We start from the raw sequence: 18,396 nt of genomic DNA, 5'->3' as shown, positions 1-18,396 counted from the left end.
TCCCAGTCGCCATGATCAGGAGCGGAATGAGGGCTTCAGGGGGCCAATGTCCGTTTCGTAGCAGTCATGTGTGGGCCTGAATTGACCGGTTTGCACATGGATTCGTGAGCAAACTCACACGCTGATCATGTGACCTTCACGCGATCACCGGGAATGGCGTGTCTAGCCTGAGGCTTTACAACAATGGCAAATCCGACAAGCCGCACCCGCGCGCGGGCCGTACACCGGCCCGCCGGGCGCCCCGGAACAGGACAGGGCTCAGTACAACAGTGAAGACGACGACGATGTTCCACAAGATCGCCAACCCGCAGCGCACGACGCTGGCGCACCTCAAGGACGCCGACGACCTGACGCTCCCGGAGCAGCCGGAGCACTCCGTCGATCTGCCGGCCCAGACTGCCAACCCCAAGCGCACCATCCTCACCGAGGTCCCCGTAGGGGCCTTCGCCGCGTCCTCCGCGGAGTAGTACGGGCGCCGGCCGCCGCATGCTCAAGGCGGCCGCCCACGGATGTCAAGGGCGTCCCCGGCCGGGGGCGCCCTTCCGCGTTAGCCTGGAGCGTCACACTCCAGCCAGCTCAGCAAGGGGCCAACCAACCCGTGCGCATCGCCAGGTTCTCCATCGACGGGAACGTCGCCTTCGGCGCGGTCGAGGGCGACAAGCCGGACGAGCTCGTCCTCGACATCATCAAGGGCATCCCGTTCGCGGAACACGAGCTCTCCGGTACGAAGGTGCCGCTGAGCAAGGTCCGGCTGCTCCCGCCCGTGCTCCCCAACAAGGTCGTGGCCTTCGGCCGCAACTACGCCGAGCACGCGCGCGAACTCGGCAACGAGGTGCCCGACGCCCCGTTCGCCTTCTTCAAGCCCTCCACCTCCGTGATCGGCCCCGGGGACGACATCCAGTACCCGCCCTTCTCCGAGGACCTCCACCACGAGGCAGAGCTCGCCGTGGTCATCGGCCGCATGTGCCGCGAGGTCCCGCGGGAGCGCGTCAAGGACGTGATCTTCGGCTACACCTGCGCGAACGACATCACCGCGCGGGACGTCCAGAAGCGCGAGAAGCAGTGGGTGCGGGCCAAGGGCTTCGACTCCTCCTGCCCGCTCGGCCCCTGGGTGGAGACCGACCTCGACCCGAGCGACCTCACCATCCAGCTCACGGTCAACGGCCGGCAGCGCCAGCTCGGCCGCACCAGCGAGATGATCCACTCCATCGAGGACCTGATCGTCAACATCACCGAGGCCATGACGCTGCTCCCCGGCGACGTGATCCTCACGGGCACCCCGGCAGGGGTCGGCCCCCTGGCTGTCGGCGACGAGGTCGCCGTCACCATCGAAGGCATCGGCACTCTCACCAACAAGGTTGTCAAGCGTGGCTAGCGCATCCGGCTCCCCCGTACGCGTCCGTTTCTGCCCCTCGCCCACCGGTAACCCCCATGTGGGCCTGGTCCGCACCGCCCTGTTCAACTGGGCGTTCGCCCGGCACCACCAGGGCACCCTGGTCTTCCGCATCGAGGACACCGACGCGGCCCGCGACTCCGAGGAGTCCTACGAGCAGCTCCTCGACTCGATGCGCTGGCTGGGCTTCGACTGGGACGAGGGCCCCGAGATCGGCGGTCCCCACGCGCCGTACCGCCAGTCGCAGCGCATGGACCTCTACAAGGACGTCGCGGCCAAGCTCCTGGACGCCGGCCACGCCTACCACTGCTACTGCTCCCAGGAGGAGCTGGACACCCGCCGTGAGGCCGCCCGCGCCGCCGGCAAGCCCTCCGGCTACGACGGCCACTGCCGCGACCTGAGCGCCGAGCAGGTGGAGCAGTACCAGGCCGAGGGCCGCGAGCCCATCGTCCGCTTCCGCATGCCCGACGAGACGATCACCTTCACGGACCTGGTCCGCGGCGAACTGACCTTCACCCCGGAGAACGTCCCGGACTACGGCATCGTCCGCGCCAACGGCGCCCCGCTCTACACGCTCGTCAACCCGGTCGACGACGCCTTGATGGAGATCACCCACGTCCTGCGCGGCGAGGACCTGCTCTCCTCGACGCCGCGCCAGATCGCCCTCTACAAGGCGCTGACCGAGCTCGGCATCGCGCAGCGGGTCCCGCAGTTCGGTCACCTGCCGTACGTGATGGGCGAGGGCAACAAGAAGCTCTCGAAGCGCGACCCGCAGTCGAGCCTGAACCTCTACCGGGAGCGCGGCTTCCTCCCGGAGGGCCTGCTCAACTACCTGTCCCTGCTGGGCTGGTCGCTCTCCGCCGACCAGGACATCTTCACGATGGACCAGATGGTCGCGGCCTTCGACATCGCGGACGTCAACCCCAACCCGGCCCGCTTCGACCTCAAGAAGTGCGAGGCCATCAACGGCGACCACATCCGCCTGCTGGACGCGAAGGACTTCACGGAGCGCTGCCGCCCCTGGCTGAAGGCCCCGTTCGCCCCCTGGGCGCCGGAGGACTTCGACGAGACCAAGTGGCAGGCGATCGCCCCCCACGCCCAGACCCGCCTCAAGGTCCTCTCCGAGATCACCGACAACGTCGACTTCCTCTTCCTCCCCGAGCCGGTCTTCGACGAGGCGAGCTGGACGAAGGCGATGAAGGAGGGCTCCGACGCCCTTCTGCGCACGGCCCGCGAGCAGCTGGACGCGGCCGACTGGGCGAATCCGGAGTCCCTCAAGGGGGCCGTCCTCGCCGCCGGCGAGGCCCACGGCCTCAAGCTCGGCAAGGCCCAGGCCCCCGTCCGCGTGGCCGTCACCGGCCGCACGGTCGGCCTCCCCCTCTTCGAGTCCCTGGAGATCCTGGGCAAGGAGAAGACGCTGGCCCGCATCGACGCGGCACTGGCGAAGCTGGCGGCGTAACGCACACACGCGTGAGGGGCGGCGACCGGGTCACCGGCTGCCGCCCCTCGGCGTTCGTTCAGACGGCGTCGTTCTCGTCGATCAGGTAGGCGCTCTCTTCGAAGATCTCCACCAGGACGACGACCAAGATCGCCCCTGCCACCATGTATTCGAGCATCACGCCAGGGGCCACGTAGGCCTTGCGCAGATGCTCGTCGGGGCCGAGCTGCGCGGTCGAGGTCTTGCGGAACGGATCGCGGGCCAGTAGGCGAACGGCCCTGTCCAACTGGGTACGTCGCTCTCCGGGCAGGGCGTCGTACGTCGCGCGGGCCTCAACGGTGAACTGGACGCGGTACTCGGTCATGGACAGCAGCGTGCCAGCCCACACCGCGCCCCCTCCCGGCCGTCGCGAACGCCGGACGCGGTCCGCACCCCCGCGTTACCGTCTGACCATGAGCATTCGCGCCGTGGTCTGGGACGTGGACGACACCCTCTTCGACTACACGACCGCGGACCGCGAGGGCATGCGGAGTCACCTGGCGGCCGAAGGCCTGCTCGACGGGTACGGCCGGCCGGAGGAAGCGCTCACCCGTTGGCGGGAAGTCACCGACCAGCAGTGGGCGCGTTTCTCGGCGGGCGAGACCACGTTCGAGGGCCAGCGCCGCGACCGCGTACGGGTCTTCCTGGACCGGGAGATGACCGACGCCGAGGCGGATGCCTGGTTCCAGCGTTACATCGGTCACTACGAGGCCGCCTGGGCCCTCTTCCCGGACGTCCTGCCCGTCCTGGACGCCCTCGCGGCCAGCCACCGCCACGCGGTGCTCTCCAACTCCAGCATCCACGTCCAGGACCGCAAGCTGCGCTTCCTCGGCGTCCACGACCGCTTCGAGACGATCCTGTGCGCGGCCGAGCTCGGCGTCTCCAAACCGCAGGCCGCCGCCTTCCTCGCGGCCTGCGAGTTTCTCGCCCTGCCCCCGCACGAGGTGGCGTACGTCGGCGACCACCCGGAGATCGACGGGCAGGGCGCCGCGGACGCCGGCCTGCTCTCCGTGTGGATCGACCGCTACGGCGGCGCGGCCGCCGTCGACCTCCCGTCCGGACGCCACCGGATCGCCACCCTCGCCGAACTGCCCGCGATCCTGATGGCGGATACCCGTTTTGGAGCGCAGTCCACCTTCAGGTAATGTTCTTCCTGCGCCGCCGGGGAGCGGGCCGAGAGGCCGGAACCCGGAGGAGCAAGCTAGAACAAGATCCCCTAAGGGGCTTGCGTTCCAGTGGCCTATGGTGTAATTGGCAGCACGACTGATTCTGGTTCAGTTAGTCTTGGTTCGAGTCCAGGTAGGCCAGCTCGCAGAGCTCATCTGCAAAGCCCCCGTTGTGTAGCGGCCTAGCACGCTGCCCTCTCAAGGCAGTAGCGCCGGTTCGAATCCGGTCGGGGGTACTGATCTCGATCAACTCGGGATCGCTAGGGCCCCCGTTGTGTAGCGGCCTAGCACGCCGCCCTCTCAAGGCGGTAGCGCCGGTTCGAATCCGGTCGGGGGTACTGACTGGTCTAAACCACATTGGTCTATGGTGTAATTGGCAGCACGACTGATTCTGGTTCAGTTAGTCTTGGTTCGAGTCCAGGTAGACCAGCTCGGGCCTGCGGAAACGCAGAGTCCACGCCCCCGTTGTGTAGCGGCCTAGCACGCCGCCCTCTCAAGGCGGTAGCGCCGGTTCGAATCCGGTCGGGGGTACAAGTACGAAGGGGCTTCCACTCAGGTGGGAGCCCCTTCGGCGTCTCCGGCCGCTCACACGATGCCGTACCGCCGTGCCGACTCCTCCTCCTGCGCCAGTCGGTGCAGCGCCTTCAGGACCGGCTCGAACAGCACCGCCGCCGCGACCGCCGTCTCGACCTTCTCCTCCTCCGAGGCGTACGTCTCCATGAAGTCGAGGTCGCGGACGGCCACCTGGTGCATCAACTCCGCGTACGGCGACAGTAGTTCGGCGTCCCACGGGTAGCCGAGCCGGATCAGCGTGGCCACCGCCACCACCAGCGAACGGTGCACGGGGGAGAGCGGCGCGAGCTCCCGGGCCGTCTCCCAGCCCAGCCGCTCCAACAGTGCGTCCACCTCGCGGCGGGCGGCCACCACCGCCGGATCCTCCTCGTCCGGTTCCGGCTCCTGCGGCAGCGCCCACAGTGCCGCGCCGAGCCGGATCGTGCGGCCGAGCGACTCGTCGTCGACGTGCCCCAGCACCTCCCGCGCGGTCGCCACCGGCACCCGGCCCACCTGGATCAGTGCCCGCACCAGCCGCAGCCGGCGCAGATGGCCCTCGTCGTACTCAGCGGTCGTGGCATTGACCTGGCGGCCCGGGGGCAACAGGCCCTCGCGCAGGTAGTACTTGATCGTTGCGGTGGACACACCGCTGCGCTCGCTCAGGTCCGCCAGCCGCATCCCTTGCGCCTTTCCTTGGATGGCGCCACTATCCCAGCACGAACAGGTCGGATAGTGGTGCTAGCCAAGTAAGGGGGAGCCATGTTCGGGAAGCCGGTGGCTGCGGGGCGCACGACGGCGGGAGTCGAGGGGGACGTGGTCGTCCTGCTGATCGGCATGCGGATCAACCACTTCTGGGCGGTCCACCACTGGGTGCCGGTGTTCCTGGCGATGCCGCGGATGCTGCGGGAACTGGGCAGGGCGCCCGAGCGCGGCCTGCTCGGCCACGTCCTGCTGACCGCCTCCCCCCGGACCTACTACGTCGTCCAGTACTGGGAGTCCAAGGAGAAGCTCTACGCGTACGCCACGTCGCCCGACATGTTCCACCGGAAGGCCTGGGCGATCCTCAACCGCAAGGAGAAGACGGGGAAGCTGAGGCAGCACGTGGGGTTGTGGCACGAGACGTATGTCGTGCCCGAGGGGTCTTATGAGGCGATCTACGCGGACATGCCGGCGTTCGGCCTGGCGGCCGCGCACGGGCAGGTGCCCCTGGAGCGGCGGGGGCGGTACGCGAAGGACCGCTTTGCCTACCGGTCCGCGCCGTGAAGGATCTGACGTCTGCCGGGTGCGGGTCCGTGGTGGTCACTCGCGTCCACGCGGCGGAGCCGCAGGTTGACAGAGGTCCGCGCCTCTTCGGGCCGGTGACCTTCCGGTCGGGAAAGAGCTTGCCGCGGCGTTGAGGCCCGCCCTTTCCCCGCCGGTGTCAGCCCGTACGGCGCAGCGCCTCCGACAGGCGGGCCGCCGCGTCGATGACCGCCTGGGCGTGCATACGGCCCGGGTGACGGGTCAGGCGCTCGATGGGGCCGGAGACCGAGACGGCGGCCACCACGCGGTTGGAGGGGCCGCGGACGGGAGCGGAGACGGATGCGACACCCGGCTCGCGTTCGCCGATGGACTGGGCCCAGCCCCGGCGTCGTACGCCCGACAGGGCCGTCGCGGTGAAGCGGGCGCCCTGGAGGCCGCGGTGGAGGCGCTCGGGCTCTTCCCAGGCCATGAGGATCTGCGCCGAGGAGCCCGCCTTCATCGTGAGCGTAGAACCGACCGGGACCGTGTCCCGAAGGCCGGACAGGCGTTCCGCCGCGGCGACGCAGATGCGCATGTCGCCCTGGCGGCGGTAGAGCTGAGCGCTCTCGCCCGTGACGTCACGGAGGTGGGTGAGCACCGGGCCGGCGGTCGCGAGGAGACGGTCCTCGCCGGCGGCCGCGGCCAGTTCTGCCAGGCGCGGGCCGAGGATGAAACGGCCCTGCATGTCGCGCGCCACCATACGGTGGTGTTCCAGAGCCACGGCCAGCCGGTGGGCCGTGGGTCGTGCCAGTCCGGTCGCCGCGACCAAGCCCGCGAGGGTGGCCGGACCGGACTCCAGGGCGCTCAGGACAAGGGCTGCCTTGTCCAGGACGCCGACGCCGCTACTGTTGTCCATGCAACGATACTCGCGTCTCACTCTGTGAAACGCAAGTTCAATTTTCCGTGGAACGCGCCACCCTGGATGTCACGAAGGCACAGCGGCCCGCGGAACGAAACGGGCCCGGCGGCGGGCGCCCGGACAAGGGGCGTGGGCGGCAGCCGCCTCCTCAAGATCTCTAGTTGGGCCGGTGGACGCTTGCCGGCCGAAGGGAAAGCGATGGGTAGGACACTCGCGGAGAAGGTCTGGGACGACCACGTCGTCCGGCGCGCCGAGGGCGAGCCCGACCTCCTCTTCATCGATCTGCACCTGCTGCACGAGGTGACCAGCCCGCAGGCCTTCGACGGCCTCCGCAAGAGCGGCCGCCAGGTGCGCCGCCTCGACCTCACCATCGCCACCGAGGACCACAACACCCCGACCCTCGACATCGACAAGCCCATCGCCGACCCCGTCTCCCGCGCCCAGCTGGAGACCCTGCGCAAGAACTGCGCAGAGTTCGGCGTCCGGCTGCACCCGCTGGGCGACGTCGAACAGGGCGTCGTGCACGTCGTAGGCCCGCAGCTGGGTCTGACCCAGCCCGGTATGACCGTCGTCTGCGGCGACTCGCACACCTCCACGCACGGCGCTTTCGGCGGTCTGGCCTTCGGCATCGGCACCTCCCAGGTCGAGCACGTGCTGGCCACCCAGACGCTGCCGCTGGTCCGCCCGAAGACCATGGCCATCACCGTCAACGGCGAACTGCCCGACGGCGTCACCGCCAAGGACCTGATCCTGGCGATCATCGCCAAGATCGGTACGGGTGGCGGTCAGGGCTACGTCCTGGAGTACCGCGGCTCCGCCATCGAGAAGCTCTCGATGGAGGCCCGGATGACCATCTGCAACATGTCGATCGAGGCCGGCGCCCGCGCGGGCATGATCGCCCCCGACGAGACCACCTTCGAGTACCTCAAGGGCCGCCCGCACGCCCCCCAGGGCGAGGACTGGGACGCGGCCGTCGCGTACTGGAAGACGCTGAAGACCGACGAGGACGCCGAGTTCGACGCCGAGGTCGTCATCGAGGCCGCCGAACTGTCGCCGTTCGTCACCTGGGGCACCAACCCCGGCCAGGGCGCGCCGCTTTCGGCGCACGTCCCCGACCCTGCTTCGTACGAAGACGCTTCGGAGCGTCTCGCCGCCGAAAAGGCCCTGGAATACATGGGGTTGGAGGCCGGGCAGCCGCTGCGCTCCATCAAGGTGGACACCGTCTTCGTAGGCTCCTGCACCAACGGCCGTATCGAGGACCTGCGGGCCGCCGCCGAGATCGTGAAGGACCGCAAAGTCGCCGACGGCGTACGGATGCTGGTCGTCCCCGGCTCCGCGCGCGTGGGTCTGCAGGCCGTCTCCGAGGGGCTGGACGTCGTCTTCAAGGAGGCCGGTGCCGAGTGGCGGCATGCGGGCTGCTCGATGTGTCTGGGCATGAACCCCGACCAGCTGGCCCCGGGTGAGCGCTCCGCGTCCACCTCCAACCGCAACTTCGAGGGCCGGCAGGGCAAGGGCGGTCGTACGCACCTGGTGTCGCCGCAGGTCGCGGCGGCCACCGCGGTCCTGGGCCACCTGGCCTCCCCGGCCGACCTGTCCGACGCCGAGACCCGTACGCCCGCTGGAGTCTGATCAGTCATGGAAGCATTCACCACGCACACCGGCCGGGCCGTCCCGCTGCGCCGCTCCAACGTCGACACCGACCAGATCATCCCTGCTCACTGGCTCAAGAAGGTCACGCGGGACGGTTTCGAGGACGGGCTGTTCGAGGCCTGGCGCAAGGACGAGAACTTCATCCTCAACCGGCCCGAGCGGCAGGGCGCGACCGTCCTGGTCGCCGGTCCCGACTTCGGCACCGGCTCCTCCCGTGAGCACGCCGTCTGGGCGCTGCAGAACTACGGCTTCAAGGCCGTGATCTCCTCCCGCTTCGCCGACATCTTCCGCGGCAACTCGCTGAAGAACGGCCTGCTCACGGTGGTTCTGGAGCAGAAGATCGTGGACGCGCTGTGGGAGCTCACCGAGAAGGACGCGCAGGCTGAGGTCACTGTGGACCTTGAGGCGCGTGAGGTGCGGGCCGAGGGCATCACCGCCGCCTTCGAGCTGGACGAGAACTCCCGCTGGCGGCTGCTGAACGGGCTGGACGACATCTCCATCACCCTCCAGAACGAGGCCGACATCGCCGCGTACGAGGCCAAGCGCCCGTCGTACAAGCCGCGGACGCTCCAGGTCTGATCCACGTCCGATCCACGTCCGGTCGGCGTCTGATCGATGTCCGTCCGCGACTGATCCGCACCGGATCCGCGTGGCAACCAGTCGAGTTTCGGCCACCGCGAGACACCCTCCGTACCCCCGATCGACCTGATCGGGGGTACGGCCATGTCTGCACCCGTTCGGCCCCGCCAGTCCTCACGCTTCCTCCCAACTTCCCACGTTAAGCAGGTGGTTGCCGGGGTACGCGCCCTGTGTGGACGCGGCTTCCGGCGATGCCCGGACGGCCGTCTGAGGCGGCAGTTGCCCCCTGAGCGGGCGACAACTCGCCCCAGATGGCACAATCTGTGCATGGAACACGACGGCCAACTCGAGCTCTATACGGCGGTCGCGAACCAACTCAAGGAAGCGCACGCAAGGGTGCGCGCACTGCAAGTCCCGGAGGGCGTACGGATGGCGCTGACCCGGAAGCTGCTGGTCATTACGGCCGCGGCCAAGCACGATCTCGCCGATGCGGCAAGGCGACTGGAGCGGTTCATGGCGGACCTCGACGAGGGGCGAATGCCCGAAGAGGAGCGCTGATCGCCTCCGGGGCAGCCGAGTTCGTTGCGGCACAAGGGTGATTAGCCCGTTTCGTGTTTGATTTGCGGTATATATCTGCCTAACGTGCGAAAAAGCTTGAACACTTTCGTTCTGGCGATGTCTCCGAAGGGGAAGACGTGAACAAGGCGCAGCTCGTAGAAGCGATTGCCGACAAGCTGGGCGGCCGCCAGCAGGCCGCCGACGCGGTCGACGCGGTCCTGGACGCCATCGTCCGCGCGACCGTCGCGGGGGAGAGGGTCTCGGTCACCGGCTTCGGCTCGTTCGAGAAGGTCGACCGTCCGGCGCGTTACGCCCGTAACCCCCAGACGGGCGAGCGGGTTCGGGTCAAGAAGACGTCCGTTCCGCGCTTCCGTGCAGGCCAGGGCTTCAAGGACCTGGTGAGCGGCTCGAAGAAGCTGCCGCGCGGTGGCGAGGTCGCCGTCAAGAAGGCCCCCAAGGGCAGCCTGACCGGCGGTGCCGCCGCGACGGTCAAGAAGGCCGCCGCGAAGAAGGCCGCCCCGTCGAAGAGGGCGACGGCCGCCGCGAAGAAGGCCGCCCCGACGAAGAAGACGACGGCCGCCGCGAAGAAGACCACGGCCGCCGCCAAGAAGACGACCGCGAAGAAGGCCACCACCAAGAAGACGACGGCGGCCGCCAAGAAGACCACGACGGCCAAGACCGCCGCGGCCAAGAAGACCACCGCCAAGAAGGCGCCGGCGAAGAAGGCGACGGCCACCAAGGCCCCCGCCAAGAAGTCGACCGCGCGCAAGACCACCGCCAAGAAGACCACTGCCCGCTAGGCGCAAGGGTTCAGGGGCACTCACGCGCCGGGCCGGACTCCCTCTCGGAGTCCGGCCCGCGGTGTGTTCGGAAGATCTTCGGGGTCCGGAAGGCCTTCAGAGTTCAAAAAGCCCTCAGAGTGCAGAAGGTCTTCCGGTTCAGAAGGCCATCAGAGTGCAGAAGGCCCTCAGAGTGCAGAAGGTCTTCGGGTTCAGAAGGTCTGCAGGGTCACCAGGGTGATGCGCCGGGCGTCCCCCTCGCCCTCGGTCTCGATCCGCACCCGCTGCCCGGGCCGCAGCAGTCGCAGCCCGCCCGCGTCGAACGCCGGCGCGTCGAAGGGCACCGGGGTGCCGTCGTCCAGCAGCACCTGTCCGCTGCGGGTATCGGGGTCGTACGTGTACGCGGTGGCCTGCATGGTCCGCAGCCTACTGCCCCGGAATCAGCAGGCGCGTGGCCGCCGCGGCCGTCCGGGGGCCCACGCCCAGGGCCAGGGCCGCCCGCAGGTCCTCGCCGGTGTCCACGTCCTGGCGTACGGAATCCACCGTGTCGAGGCGGAGTTCCGCGGCTCCGGAGGCGCGGTGGCGGGCGCGGGAATCGGTGCCGAACGCGGGGAGCAATTCATGGCCGGGGGCCACCGCGAGAAGGGTCGTACCGATTGCGGCCGCATCGGGGAGAAAAGCGCGAGGGAATTCCTCGGCCGCGTCCAGGACCCGGGCCAATTCCAGCGGGCGGAGGGCGGGAAGATCGGCGTTCAGGGCGGCGAGCGCGCTGTCGGGGCGCGTGGCGCGTACGACGGCCGCCGCGTGCGTGAGAGCGGCGTTCAGGCCGGAGCTTGGCTGGTCGGGGACGATGCGGGCGCCCAGTGCCGCCAGCTCGCGACCGGCCAGCGCGTCGTCCGTGACGACTGCCACATCCCGCACCGCCGGGCAGGCCAGGGCGGCGGCCACCGTGTCCTGGGCGAAGGCGAGGGCGAGTCCGGGGCGCAGCCCGTCGGCCGCGGTGTCCGCGAGCCTGCTCTTGGCCAGTGCCAAGGGCTTCAGGGGTATGACCAAGCTCCACTGCACCGGTGTACCGTCCCTCTCTCGTCGCGGCCATTGTCACCCGGCCCTTCCGGCGGCAGCTCAGTCGGGGCGTACGGTGTTCTCGACAGACCGGCGGCCCGGGGCGACACTTGTGCGGCCCCCTGGCCCCGGAGGGAAGTCAGGGAAGTCCTAGAGGAAGGTGTCCGCGTGTCCCGCCGCAGAATCGGCTTCTGGTACCGCTTCGCAGCGGTTCTCTGCAAACCACCGCTGGTGGTTCTGATCAAGCGGGACTGGCGCGGAATGGAACACATTCCGGCCGAGGGCGGATTTATCACCGCGGTGAACCATAATTCGCACGCCGATCCCTTCGCATACGCGCACTACCAGTACAACACCGGAAGAGTGCCGCGATTTCTGGCGAAGAGCGGGCTTTTCAAGAAGGGATTCGTGGGCGCCGCGATGCGCGGCACCGGGCAGATCCCCGTCTATCGCGAGAGCACGGACGCGCTCAGCGCCTTCCGGGCGGCGATCGACGCCGTGGAGCGCGGCGAGTGCGTCGCCTTCTACCCCGAGGGCACCCTCACCCGCGACCCGGACGGCTGGCCCATGACCGCCAAGACCGGCGCCGCGCGTGTCGCCCTGCAGACCAAGTGCCCGGTGATCCCGATCGCGCAGTGGGGCGCCAACGAACTGCTGCCGCCCTACGCCAAGAAACCCAATCTCCTTCCGCGCAAGACCCACCACGTCCTCGCCGGCCCGCCCGTGGACCTCACGCGGTTCTACGGCAAGGAGATGACTCCCGAGCTGCTGAAGGAGGCGACGGAGGTCATCATGGCCGCCATCACCCGCCAGCTGGAGGAGATCCGCGGCGAGAAGGCGCCCGACACGCCCTACGACCCGCGCCGGGAGCGGATCGAGCAGCGGCGCCAGACGCAGGCACAGACGCAGCCCGGTCGGTCGACCGTCCGAGAAGGGGAGAGCAGCACGTGAGCAAGCCCGTCAAGGCGGCCGTCTTCGGCACCGGATCGTGGGGCACCGCCTTCGGCATGGTCCTGGCCGACGCGGGCTGCGAGGTGACGCTCTGGGCGCGCCGCGCCGAGCTCGCCGACGCGGTCAACTCCACGCGGACCAACCCCGACTACCTCCCGGGTGTCGAACTCCCCGAGAACCTGCGCGCCACCGCCGACCCCGCCGAGGCCGCCCGCGACGCCGACTTCACCGTGCTCGCGATCCCCTCGCAGACCCTGCGCGCCAACCTCGCCGAATGGCACCCGCTGCTCGCCCCGGACACCGTCCTCGTCTCGCTGATGAAGGGCGTCGAACTCGGTACGACCATGCGGATGAGCGAGGTCATCGAGGACGTCGCCAAGGTGGGCCGGGACCGTGTCGCCGTCGTCACCGGGCCCAACCTCGCGCGGGAGATCGCCTCGCGCATGCCGGCCGCGGCCGTGGTCGCCTGCACCGACGAGACTGTCGCCCAGCGCCTCCAGGCCGCCTGCCACACGCCGTACTTCCGCCCGTACACCAACACCGACGTGGTGGGCTGCGAGCTGGGCGGCGCGGTGAAGAACGTCATCGGGCTCGCCGTCGGCATCGCGGACGGCATGGGGCTCGGCGACAACGCCAAGGGCTCGCTGATCACCCGCGGCCTCGCCGAGACCACGCGGCTCGGCCTGGCGATGGGCGCCGACCCGCTCACCTTCTCCGGACTCGCCGGACTCGGCGACCTGGTGGCGACCTGCTCCTCGCCGCTGTCCCGCAACCACACCTTCGGCACCAACCTCGGCAAGGGCATGACCCTGCAGGAGACCATCGCGGTCACCAAGCAGACCGCCGAGGGCGTCAAGTCCTGTGAGTCGGTGCTGGATCTGGCGCGCCGGCACGGCGTCGACATGCCCATCACGGAGACGGTCGTGGGCATCGTGCACGAAAGCAAGCCACCGGTGGTGGCGTTGAAGGAGCTGATGTCGCGCAGCGCGAAGCCCGAACGACGCTGAGCAACCCCCTGAGTCGACGCTGTCTCCGGGCCCTACCACCGGGTACTCTCAAGCCGATATGAGCACCGAGAACCTCCCCCAGAGCCCTGAGCAGCCGTCTCGCAAGCCGCGCGTGGCCGTCGTGTTCGGCGGCCGCAGCTCCGAACACGGGATCTCCGTGGTCACCGCCGGCGCCGTCCTCAAGGCCATCGACCGGACCAAGTACGAGGTCCTGCCGATCGGCATCACCCGGGACGGCCGGTGGGCGCTCACCGCCGACGCTCCGGAGCGCATGGCGATCACCGACCGCCGCACGCCCAGCGTCGAGGAGCTCGCCGAGTCGCAGGAGGGCGGCGTGGTGCTCCCCGTCGACCCCGCGAACCGCGAAGTCGTCTACACCGAGCCCGGATCGGTGCCCAAGGCGCTCGGCGAGGTCGACGTCGTCTTCCCGGTGTTGCACGGCCCCTACGGCGAGGACGGCACCCTCCAGGGTCTGCTGGAGCTCTCCGGCGTCCCGTACGTGGGCTCGGGCGTGCTCGCCTCGGCCGTCGGCCAGGACAAGGAGTACATGAAGCGGGTGTTCACCTCCTTCGGGCTGAAGGTGGGCCCGTACGTGGTGATCCGGCCGCGCGAGTGGCAGCAGGACGAGCCGGCCGCCCGTAAGAAGATCATCGACTTCGCCGGCGAGCACGGCTGGCCGCTCTTCGTGAAGCCCGCGCGCGCGGGTTCGTCGATCGGGATCACCAAGGTCGACGACCTGTCGGGGCTCGACGAGGCGATCGCCGAGGCCCAGCGGCACGACCCGAAGATCCTCGTCGAGGCGGCGCTGCGCGGCCGCGAGATCGAGTGCGGCGTGCTGGAGTTCGAGGACGGGCCGAGGGCCTCCGTACCGGCCGAGATCCCGCCTCCGGAGGCGCACGCGTACTACGACTTCGAGGCCAAGTACATCGACTCCACCCCGGGGATCGTCCCGGCCCCGCTGACGCCCGAGGAGACCGCCGAGGTCCGCAGGCTGGCGGTGGACGCCTTCGAGGCGGCGTCCTGCGAGGGGCTGGTTCGCGCGGACTTCTTCCTCACGGAGGACGGGGAGTTCGTGATCAACGAGATCAACACGATGCCGGGCTTCACGCCGATCTCGATGTACCCGCAGATGTGGCAGGCGAGCGGGATCAGCTACCCGGAGCTGGTGGACCGCCTGGTGCAGGCGGCGCTGCGCCGCTCGACCGGCCTGCGTTGATCCGGTCGGCGTTGACCGGGTGCCGGCGTTGACCGGGTGCGGCGTTGATCCGGTCGGCGTTGACCGGGTGCCGGCGTTGATCCGGTCAGGGTCGGTCCGGTCAGGGTGATCTAGTCGGCGATCCCTTTGGGGATCGCCTTCTTGATGGCGGCGGCCAGATCGACGAGCGGTGCCATGCCGTCGGCCGTACGGTCCTCGGGGATCGTGACCTCGACATACGCCCTGCGCAGTGCCGTAGTGAACCGGAAGGACCCGTTCTCCTGCTTCTCCAGGAGCCACCCCACATCGTTCACCTCCACCCCGTCGGCCTCGGGATCGCTCATCTTCGCGGGCCGTTCGACCCCGCAGCGCAGTATGATCGCCGGGTTCCCCCAGCCCGCGGTCAGCGCGGACGCGGGTGAGGGATCCCGGCGGTCGAGGTCGTCCACGTCGGACGGCAGCGCCTCGTCCAGGTTCCGGCACAGCTTGGTGACCGTTGCCGAGGGGCTGGGAACCGCCGCCGACGCGTCACCGTCTGCTGAGGAGCAGCCCACCGCAGCGAGCAGGAGGGCGAGCGGGGGCAGAACAATTGGCCGGTGACGGAAAAGGTTCACCGGCCAAGGGTAGACGGGGGCTACAGATGCACGACCGGGCAGGTCAGGGTACGAGTGATCCCGTCCACCTGTTGGACCTTGGCGACCACCATGCGGCCGAGGTCGTCCACCGTGTCGGCCTGGGCCCGCACGATGACGTCGTACGGGCCCGTGACGTCCTCGGCCTGGACGACCCCAGGGATCTTGCTGATCGTCTCGGCGACGGTCGACGCCTTGCCGACCTCCGTCTGGATCAGGATGTACGCCTGTACCACGGAACCTCCAGGGCGGCCACGAGGATCATGTGGGGAAAAGGAACGCCACGGTATCGCGTCGCCGCTCGCCGCGGGGAGACCTGCGGGGACCACGGCTCGCGCGCCGGGGTGCAGGCACGACAGAAGTTGACGGTCATCTCGACCGTATCGAGGACACTGGTGACGCGCGACCGGGCACGGACAGGGACAGAAGGGGAGCAAGGGCGATGAAGGGCACTGTTGGTGAGCTCGGGGAGTTCGGGCTCATCAGGGAGCTCACCTCCCGTCTCACCACCACCCCGGCGGTCCGGGTCGGACCCGGTGACGACGCCGCGGTGGTCGCCGCGCCCGACCGCCGGGTCGTGGCCAGCACCGACATCCTGCTGGAGGGCCGGCACTTCCGTCGCGACTGGTCGACGGCGTACGACGTGGGACGCAAGGCCGCCGCGCAGAACCTCGCCGACATCGCCGCGATGGGCGCCGTGCCGACCGCCCTGCTGCTCGGCCTCGTCGTCCCCGCCGAACTGCCGGTGACCTGGCCGACCGAGCTGATGGACGGCCTGCGCGACGAGTGCCAGGTCGCCGGTGCCTCGGTGGTCGGCGGTGACGTCGTACGCGGCGACACGATCATGGTGTCGATCACCGCACTCGGCGATCTGCGCAACCAGGAACCGATCACCCGGGCAGGCGCCCAGCCCGGCGACCTCGTCGCGGTGACCGGCTGGCTGGGCTGGTCCGCCGCCGGGTACGCGGTCCTCTCCCGCGGCTTCCGCTCGCCCCGCGCCTTCGTCGAGGCCCACCGCCGCCCCGAGCCGCCGTACCACGCCGGCCCGGCGGCCGCCGCGCTGGGCGCGACCGCGATGTGCGACGTGAGCGACGGGCTGATCGCCGACCTGGGGCACATCGCGGAGGCCAGCAAGGTCCGTATCGACATCCGTTCCGGCGCGATCGACATCCCGTCGCAGATGAACGACATCGGGCAGGCCGTCGGCGTCGACCCCATGCAGTGGGTGCTGACCGGGGGAGAGGACCACGCGATCGTGGCGACCTTCCCGCCGGACGTGAAGCTGCCGGCCCGCTGGAAGGTGATCGGCGAGGTCCTCAACCCCTCCGCCCTGCCCCAGGTGACGGTCGACGGGGCGCCCTGGACCAGCAAGGGCGGCTGGGACCACTTCGGGGACATCGAGTCATGAGTCTGCCGAGAGTGCTGACCGTGGCCGGCTCCGACTCCGGTGGGGGCGCGGGCATTCAGGCCGATCTGAAGACGATGCTCGCGCTCGGCGTGCACGGCATGAGTGTCGTCACGGCCGTCACGGCCCAGAACTCCCTCGGCGTGCAGGGGGCTTGGGAGCTGCCGGTGGAGGCGGTGCGGGCGCAGTACCGCAGCGTCGTCGACGACATCGGCGTCCACGCGGTGAAGACCGGGATGCTGGCCTCCGCCGAACTCGTCGAAGCGGTGGCCGAGTTGGTCGCGGGCACGGACGCGCCGGTCGTCGTCGACCCGGTGGGCGTCTCCAAGCACGGGGACCCGCTGCTGGCGGCCTCGGCACTGGACTCCGTACGCACCAAGCTGCTACCGGTCGCCACCGTCGCCACCCCGAACCTCGACGAGGTCGCCCAACTCACGGGCGTCCACGTCGAGTCGGAGGACCAGCTCCGGGAGGCCGCGGCGGCCGTGCTGGCCCACGGGCCGCGCTGGGTGCTCGTCAAGGGCGGTCATCTCCCCGGTGACGCCGTCGACTTGCTCACCGACGGGACCGAGGAGCACTGGCTGCGCGCACCCCGGCACGACAACCGGCACACGCACGGCACGGGCTGCACCCTCGCGTCGGCGATCGCGTCGCAGCTCGCGAAGGGACGGACCGTGCCGGAGGCGGTGGCGGCGGCCAAGGAGTACGTCACCGGGGCGATCGCGGCCGGGTTCGCGCTGGGCGGGGGCATCGGGCCGGTGGACCATGGGTGGGGGCTGGGGCTGGGGCTGGGGCTCGGGGTGGGGCGCGGCGACGCGTAAAGGCTTGCGCGAGCGTTTGCGCAAGCGCTTACGCGAGCGTTTGCGCAGACGCTTGCGCCATCGCTTGAGCAAGCGGTTACGCGGCCATGTGTCCCGCCGGGTACTCCCTCAGCCTGATGTCGGTCGTCGCGCGATGAACGCGATGCTGTGGTCGCCGCCCGCGAGGGCCGGCTCACCGGCCAGGACGTACGCGCCGACGATCGCCGCGCCCGTACCCATGCCGCCCGTGGTCGCGCCGTACCCGGCGTCCCCGAGGAGGGGCCCCACGGCCGTGGGTGAGGCGGTCGACGTGGAGCTGGGCGCCCGCGTCGAAGCCCAGGTCGTCGGCGGCTGGCCGCCGTACAGGCCCTCGGTCAGGCTTCCACGGAGACGCTGCGGCCCGCGTCGAGCAGCAGGAGGGTGAGCAGGGCGCGGGGGCGGGGGCCGCCGGGGTCGGCGGGGGTGCCGTCGTCGCTGCGGAGGTCGAGGGGGCCCAGGATGCCGAAGCGCATTCACCGGAGTGTGGCAGGTGGGTGGATCTTGTGGGGACAGGGCGCTGGGACGGCCTTGGGTACAGCAAAAAGCCGGTCCACCTGGGGGTGGACCGGCTCGATGCAGCGAACCAGCAGTGGCCGCGCGCTTAGCTGTGCGTCAGCGCGAGACCTTGCCGGCCTTGATGCACGAGGTGCAAGCGTTCACGCGCTTCGGCGTCCCGCCGACCACGGTACGCACACGCTGGATGTTCGGGTTCCAGCGGCGGGACGTACGGCGGTGCGAGTGCGAGATGTTGTTGCCGAAGCCCGGCCCCTTGCCGCAGACGTCGCAGTTGGCAGCCACGGGTCACTCCAAAGACTTCAGATGCACTTACGGTTGATCCCGGCATGCCGGGATCGCGATCGTAGGATCAAAGATCTGAGTGGCGTTGCCAGGGGAGAGCCCGATCTGGATCGGGCAACCGGAGCAGCATACAACGACTGCGCCAGTACAACGAAACTACCACGGCTGCTCAGGGGCCCGGTCCCGGCCCTCTTCGGTGGACAGCGGCCCAAG

At 69.6% G+C, this 18,396-nt stretch carries 23 protein-coding genes, 5 tRNA genes and 1 pseudogene; 19 read left to right on the top strand and 10 right to left on the bottom strand.

Translation table 11 applies throughout. The features are described 5' to 3' along the window. Positions 1 to 269 precede the first annotated feature (269 nt). The 3 genes from IE263_RS17565 (at position 270) to gltX (ending at position 2,852) form a co-directional block, all read left to right on the top strand. Positions 270 to 467, top strand: a complete 198-nt coding sequence (locus IE263_RS17565; protein ID WP_189937437.1) for a hypothetical protein — start codon at positions 270 to 272, stop codon at positions 465 to 467. Between the two features lie 131 nt (positions 468 to 598). After that, positions 599 to 1,375 carry a fumarylacetoacetate hydrolase family protein gene (locus IE263_RS17560; RefSeq protein WP_189937435.1) on the top strand — a complete coding sequence of 259 codons (777 nt, stop codon included), beginning with the start codon at positions 599 to 601 and terminating at the stop codon, positions 1,373 to 1,375. Next, complete coding sequence (gene gltX / locus IE263_RS17555) at positions 1,368 to 2,852, top strand: glutamate--tRNA ligase (protein ID WP_189937433.1); 1,485 nt, start codon at positions 1,368 to 1,370, stop codon at positions 2,850 to 2,852. Before IE263_RS17560 ends, gltX begins: the two co-directional genes overlap by 8 nt. Positions 2,853 to 2,910: 58 nt before the next feature. Here the strand turns inward: gltX and IE263_RS17550 are convergent, their stop codons facing one another. After that, entirely contained in the window at positions 2,911 to 3,195 is a 285-nt protein-coding gene (locus tag IE263_RS17550) for a type II toxin-antitoxin system RelE family toxin (protein WP_189937431.1), read from the bottom strand. An 88-nt stretch (positions 3,196 to 3,283) separates the two neighbouring features. On the opposite strand from IE263_RS17550, the gene IE263_RS17545 reads away from it, so the two are divergent. The 6 genes from IE263_RS17545 to IE263_RS17520 all read left to right on the top strand — a co-directional run bounded on the left by IE263_RS17545 (position 3,284) and on the right by IE263_RS17520 (position 4,567). Continuing rightward, positions 3,284 to 4,015 carry an HAD family hydrolase gene (locus IE263_RS17545; RefSeq protein ID WP_189937429.1) on the top strand — a complete coding sequence of 244 codons (732 nt, stop codon included), beginning with the start codon at positions 3,284 to 3,286 and terminating at the stop codon, positions 4,013 to 4,015. Between the two features lie 91 nt (positions 4,016 to 4,106). Continuing rightward, positions 4,107 to 4,178 (top strand) — tRNA-Gln (locus tag IE263_RS17540). A 21-nt stretch (positions 4,179 to 4,199) separates the two neighbouring features. After that, positions 4,200 to 4,272: transfer RNA gene (locus IE263_RS17535), tRNA-Glu, on the top strand. A 29-nt stretch (positions 4,273 to 4,301) separates the two neighbouring features. After that, positions 4,302 to 4,374, top strand: a tRNA-Glu gene (locus IE263_RS17530). A gap of 20 nt (positions 4,375 to 4,394) precedes the next feature. Beyond that, positions 4,395 to 4,466: transfer RNA gene (locus IE263_RS17525), tRNA-Gln, on the top strand. Between the two features lie 28 nt (positions 4,467 to 4,494). Then, a tRNA-Glu gene (locus tag IE263_RS17520) sits at positions 4,495 to 4,567 on the top strand. A gap of 54 nt (positions 4,568 to 4,621) precedes the next feature. Here IE263_RS17520 and IE263_RS17515 read toward each other — a convergent pair. After that, positions 4,622 to 5,266: a MerR family transcriptional regulator gene (locus IE263_RS17515; RefSeq protein ID WP_189937427.1), complete on the bottom strand. Its 645-nt coding sequence runs from the start codon at positions 5,264 to 5,266 to the stop codon at positions 4,622 to 4,624. Positions 5,267 to 5,347: 81 nt separating this feature from the next. Here IE263_RS17515 and IE263_RS17510 point away from each other — a divergent pair, with 81 nt between their 5' ends. Then, positions 5,348 to 5,851: a DUF4188 domain-containing protein gene (locus tag IE263_RS17510; RefSeq protein WP_189937424.1), complete on the top strand. Its 504-nt coding sequence runs from the start codon at positions 5,348 to 5,350 to the stop codon at positions 5,849 to 5,851. Between the two features lie 157 nt (positions 5,852 to 6,008). On the opposite strand, the gene ndgR is transcribed toward IE263_RS17510, so the two are convergent. Beyond that, complete coding sequence (ndgR, locus tag IE263_RS17505) at positions 6,009 to 6,725, bottom strand: IclR family transcriptional regulator NdgR (RefSeq protein WP_015036427.1); 717 nt, start codon at positions 6,723 to 6,725, stop codon at positions 6,009 to 6,011. 201 nt (positions 6,726 to 6,926) lie between these two features. Between ndgR and leuC the strand changes: the two genes are divergently transcribed. The 4 genes from leuC (at position 6,927) to IE263_RS17485 (ending at position 10,315) form a co-directional block, all read left to right on the top strand. Further along, entirely contained in the window at positions 6,927 to 8,357 is a 1,431-nt protein-coding gene (gene leuC / locus IE263_RS17500) for a 3-isopropylmalate dehydratase large subunit (RefSeq protein WP_189937422.1), read from the top strand. 6 nt (positions 8,358 to 8,363) lie between these two features. Next, complete coding sequence (gene leuD / locus IE263_RS17495; protein WP_189937420.1) at positions 8,364 to 8,957, top strand: 3-isopropylmalate dehydratase small subunit; 594 nt, start codon at positions 8,364 to 8,366, stop codon at positions 8,955 to 8,957. A 327-nt stretch (positions 8,958 to 9,284) separates the two neighbouring features. Then, a complete protein-coding gene (locus IE263_RS17490) occupies positions 9,285 to 9,515 on the top strand; it encodes an SCO5555 family protein (RefSeq protein ID WP_189937418.1) in 231 nt (76 codons plus the stop codon). Between the two features lie 137 nt (positions 9,516 to 9,652). Further along, positions 9,653 to 10,315 (top strand): HU family DNA-binding protein, encoded by a 663-nt coding sequence (locus IE263_RS17485; RefSeq protein ID WP_189937416.1) that lies wholly within the window; start codon positions 9,653 to 9,655, stop codon positions 10,313 to 10,315. Between the two features lie 191 nt (positions 10,316 to 10,506). Here IE263_RS17485 and IE263_RS17480 read toward each other — a convergent pair whose 3' ends face one another. Together IE263_RS17480 and cofC are read right to left on the bottom strand one after the other, a co-directional pair. Further along, entirely contained in the window at positions 10,507 to 10,710 is a 204-nt protein-coding gene (locus IE263_RS17480) for a hypothetical protein (protein WP_189937414.1), read from the bottom strand. A gap of 10 nt (positions 10,711 to 10,720) precedes the next feature. Further along, the gene (gene cofC / locus IE263_RS17475; protein ID WP_189937413.1) at positions 10,721 to 11,359 is read right to left on the bottom strand and encodes a 2-phospho-L-lactate guanylyltransferase; all 639 of its coding nucleotides are present in this window, start codon (positions 11,357 to 11,359) and stop codon (positions 10,721 to 10,723) included. 165 nt (positions 11,360 to 11,524) lie between these two features. Between cofC and IE263_RS17470 the strand changes: the two genes are divergently transcribed. From IE263_RS17470 to IE263_RS17460, 3 genes are read left to right on the top strand one after another with little or no spacing between them, the layout of a single operon-like run. After that, a complete protein-coding gene (locus IE263_RS17470; protein ID WP_189937411.1) occupies positions 11,525 to 12,307 on the top strand; it encodes a lysophospholipid acyltransferase family protein in 783 nt (260 codons plus the stop codon). Beyond that, positions 12,304 to 13,314, top strand: coding sequence for an NAD(P)H-dependent glycerol-3-phosphate dehydrogenase (locus IE263_RS17465; RefSeq protein WP_189937409.1), 1,011 nt, complete (start codon positions 12,304 to 12,306; stop codon positions 13,312 to 13,314). Before IE263_RS17470 ends, IE263_RS17465 begins: the two co-directional genes overlap by 4 nt. Positions 13,315 to 13,372: 58 nt before the next feature. Then, entirely contained in the window at positions 13,373 to 14,530 is a 1,158-nt protein-coding gene (locus tag IE263_RS17460; RefSeq protein ID WP_189937406.1) for a D-alanine--D-alanine ligase family protein, read from the top strand. Between the two features lie 110 nt (positions 14,531 to 14,640). On the opposite strand, the gene IE263_RS17455 is transcribed toward IE263_RS17460, so the two are convergent. Beyond that, positions 14,641 to 15,123, bottom strand: coding sequence for a DUF3515 domain-containing protein (locus tag IE263_RS17455; RefSeq protein ID WP_189937404.1), 483 nt, complete (start codon positions 15,121 to 15,123; stop codon positions 14,641 to 14,643). Positions 15,124 to 15,143: 20 nt separating this feature from the next. After that, positions 15,144 to 15,377 (bottom strand): Lrp/AsnC family transcriptional regulator, encoded by a 234-nt coding sequence (locus IE263_RS17450; protein WP_037677600.1) that lies wholly within the window; start codon positions 15,375 to 15,377, stop codon positions 15,144 to 15,146. Between the two features lie 206 nt (positions 15,378 to 15,583). On the opposite strand from IE263_RS17450, the gene IE263_RS17445 reads away from it, so the two are divergent. Beyond that, positions 15,584 to 16,549, top strand: coding sequence for a thiamine-phosphate kinase (locus IE263_RS17445; protein ID WP_189937402.1), 966 nt, complete (start codon positions 15,584 to 15,586; stop codon positions 16,547 to 16,549). Next, on the top strand, positions 16,546 to 17,367 hold the full coding sequence (gene thiD / locus IE263_RS17440; RefSeq protein ID WP_189937399.1) for a bifunctional hydroxymethylpyrimidine kinase/phosphomethylpyrimidine kinase: 822 nt from the start codon (positions 16,546 to 16,548) through the stop codon (positions 17,365 to 17,367). Before IE263_RS17445 ends, thiD begins: the two co-directional genes overlap by 4 nt. A gap of 129 nt (positions 17,368 to 17,496) precedes the next feature. On the opposite strand, the pseudogene IE263_RS17435 reads toward thiD, so the two are convergent. From IE263_RS17435 to rpmB, 3 genes and pseudogenes are all read right to left on the bottom strand, one after another. Beyond that, a pseudogene (locus IE263_RS17435) lies at positions 17,497 to 17,695 on the bottom strand (FAD-dependent oxidoreductase); the annotation flags it as partial. Positions 17,696 to 17,720: 25 nt separating this feature from the next. Continuing rightward, positions 17,721 to 17,858 (bottom strand): hypothetical protein, encoded by a 138-nt coding sequence (locus IE263_RS17430; protein WP_229911037.1) that lies wholly within the window; start codon positions 17,856 to 17,858, stop codon positions 17,721 to 17,723. Between the two features lie 139 nt (positions 17,859 to 17,997). Beyond that, complete coding sequence (gene rpmB / locus IE263_RS17425; RefSeq protein ID WP_003993230.1) at positions 17,998 to 18,183, bottom strand: 50S ribosomal protein L28; 186 nt, start codon at positions 18,181 to 18,183, stop codon at positions 17,998 to 18,000. Between the last annotated feature and the right edge of the window lie 213 nt (positions 18,184 to 18,396).

This window comes from Streptomyces aurantiogriseus (assembly GCF_014649375.1).
GTDB lineage: Bacteria > Actinomycetota > Actinomycetes > Streptomycetales > Streptomycetaceae > Streptomyces > Streptomyces aurantiogriseus.
Note: the sequence above shows the minus strand (reverse complement) of the source record. Positions and strands in the feature narration are given on the sequence as shown.

Coding starts and splice junctions, on each gene's coding strand:
- IE263_RS17550 (WP_189937431.1), bottom strand. CDS start 3,195: ATGACCGAGTACCGCGTCCAGTTCACCGTTGAGGCCCGCGCGACGTAC.
- IE263_RS17545 (WP_189937429.1), top strand. CDS start 3,284: ATGAGCATTCGCGCCGTGGTCTGGGACGTGGACGACACCCTCTTCGAC.
- IE263_RS17515 (WP_189937427.1), bottom strand. CDS start 5,266: ATGCGGCTGGCGGACCTGAGCGAGCGCAGCGGTGTGTCCACCGCAACG.
- IE263_RS17510 (WP_189937424.1), top strand. CDS start 5,348: ATGTTCGGGAAGCCGGTGGCTGCGGGGCGCACGACGGCGGGAGTCGAG.
- ndgR (WP_015036427.1), bottom strand. CDS start 6,725: ATGGACAACAGTAGCGGCGTCGGCGTCCTGGACAAGGCAGCCCTTGTC.
- leuC (WP_189937422.1), top strand. CDS start 6,927: ATGGGTAGGACACTCGCGGAGAAGGTCTGGGACGACCACGTCGTCCGG.
- leuD (WP_189937420.1), top strand. CDS start 8,364: ATGGAAGCATTCACCACGCACACCGGCCGGGCCGTCCCGCTGCGCCGC.
- IE263_RS17490 (WP_189937418.1), top strand. CDS start 9,285: ATGGAACACGACGGCCAACTCGAGCTCTATACGGCGGTCGCGAACCAA.
- IE263_RS17480 (WP_189937414.1), bottom strand. CDS start 10,710: ATGCAGGCCACCGCGTACACGTACGACCCCGATACCCGCAGCGGACAG.
- IE263_RS17460 (WP_189937406.1), top strand. CDS start 13,373: ATGAGCACCGAGAACCTCCCCCAGAGCCCTGAGCAGCCGTCTCGCAAG.
- IE263_RS17445 (WP_189937402.1), top strand. CDS start 15,584: ATGAAGGGCACTGTTGGTGAGCTCGGGGAGTTCGGGCTCATCAGGGAG.
- thiD (WP_189937399.1), top strand. CDS start 16,546: ATGAGTCTGCCGAGAGTGCTGACCGTGGCCGGCTCCGACTCCGGTGGG.
- IE263_RS17430 (WP_229911037.1), bottom strand. CDS start 17,858: ATGCGCTTCGGCATCCTGGGCCCCCTCGACCTCCGCAGCGACGACGGC.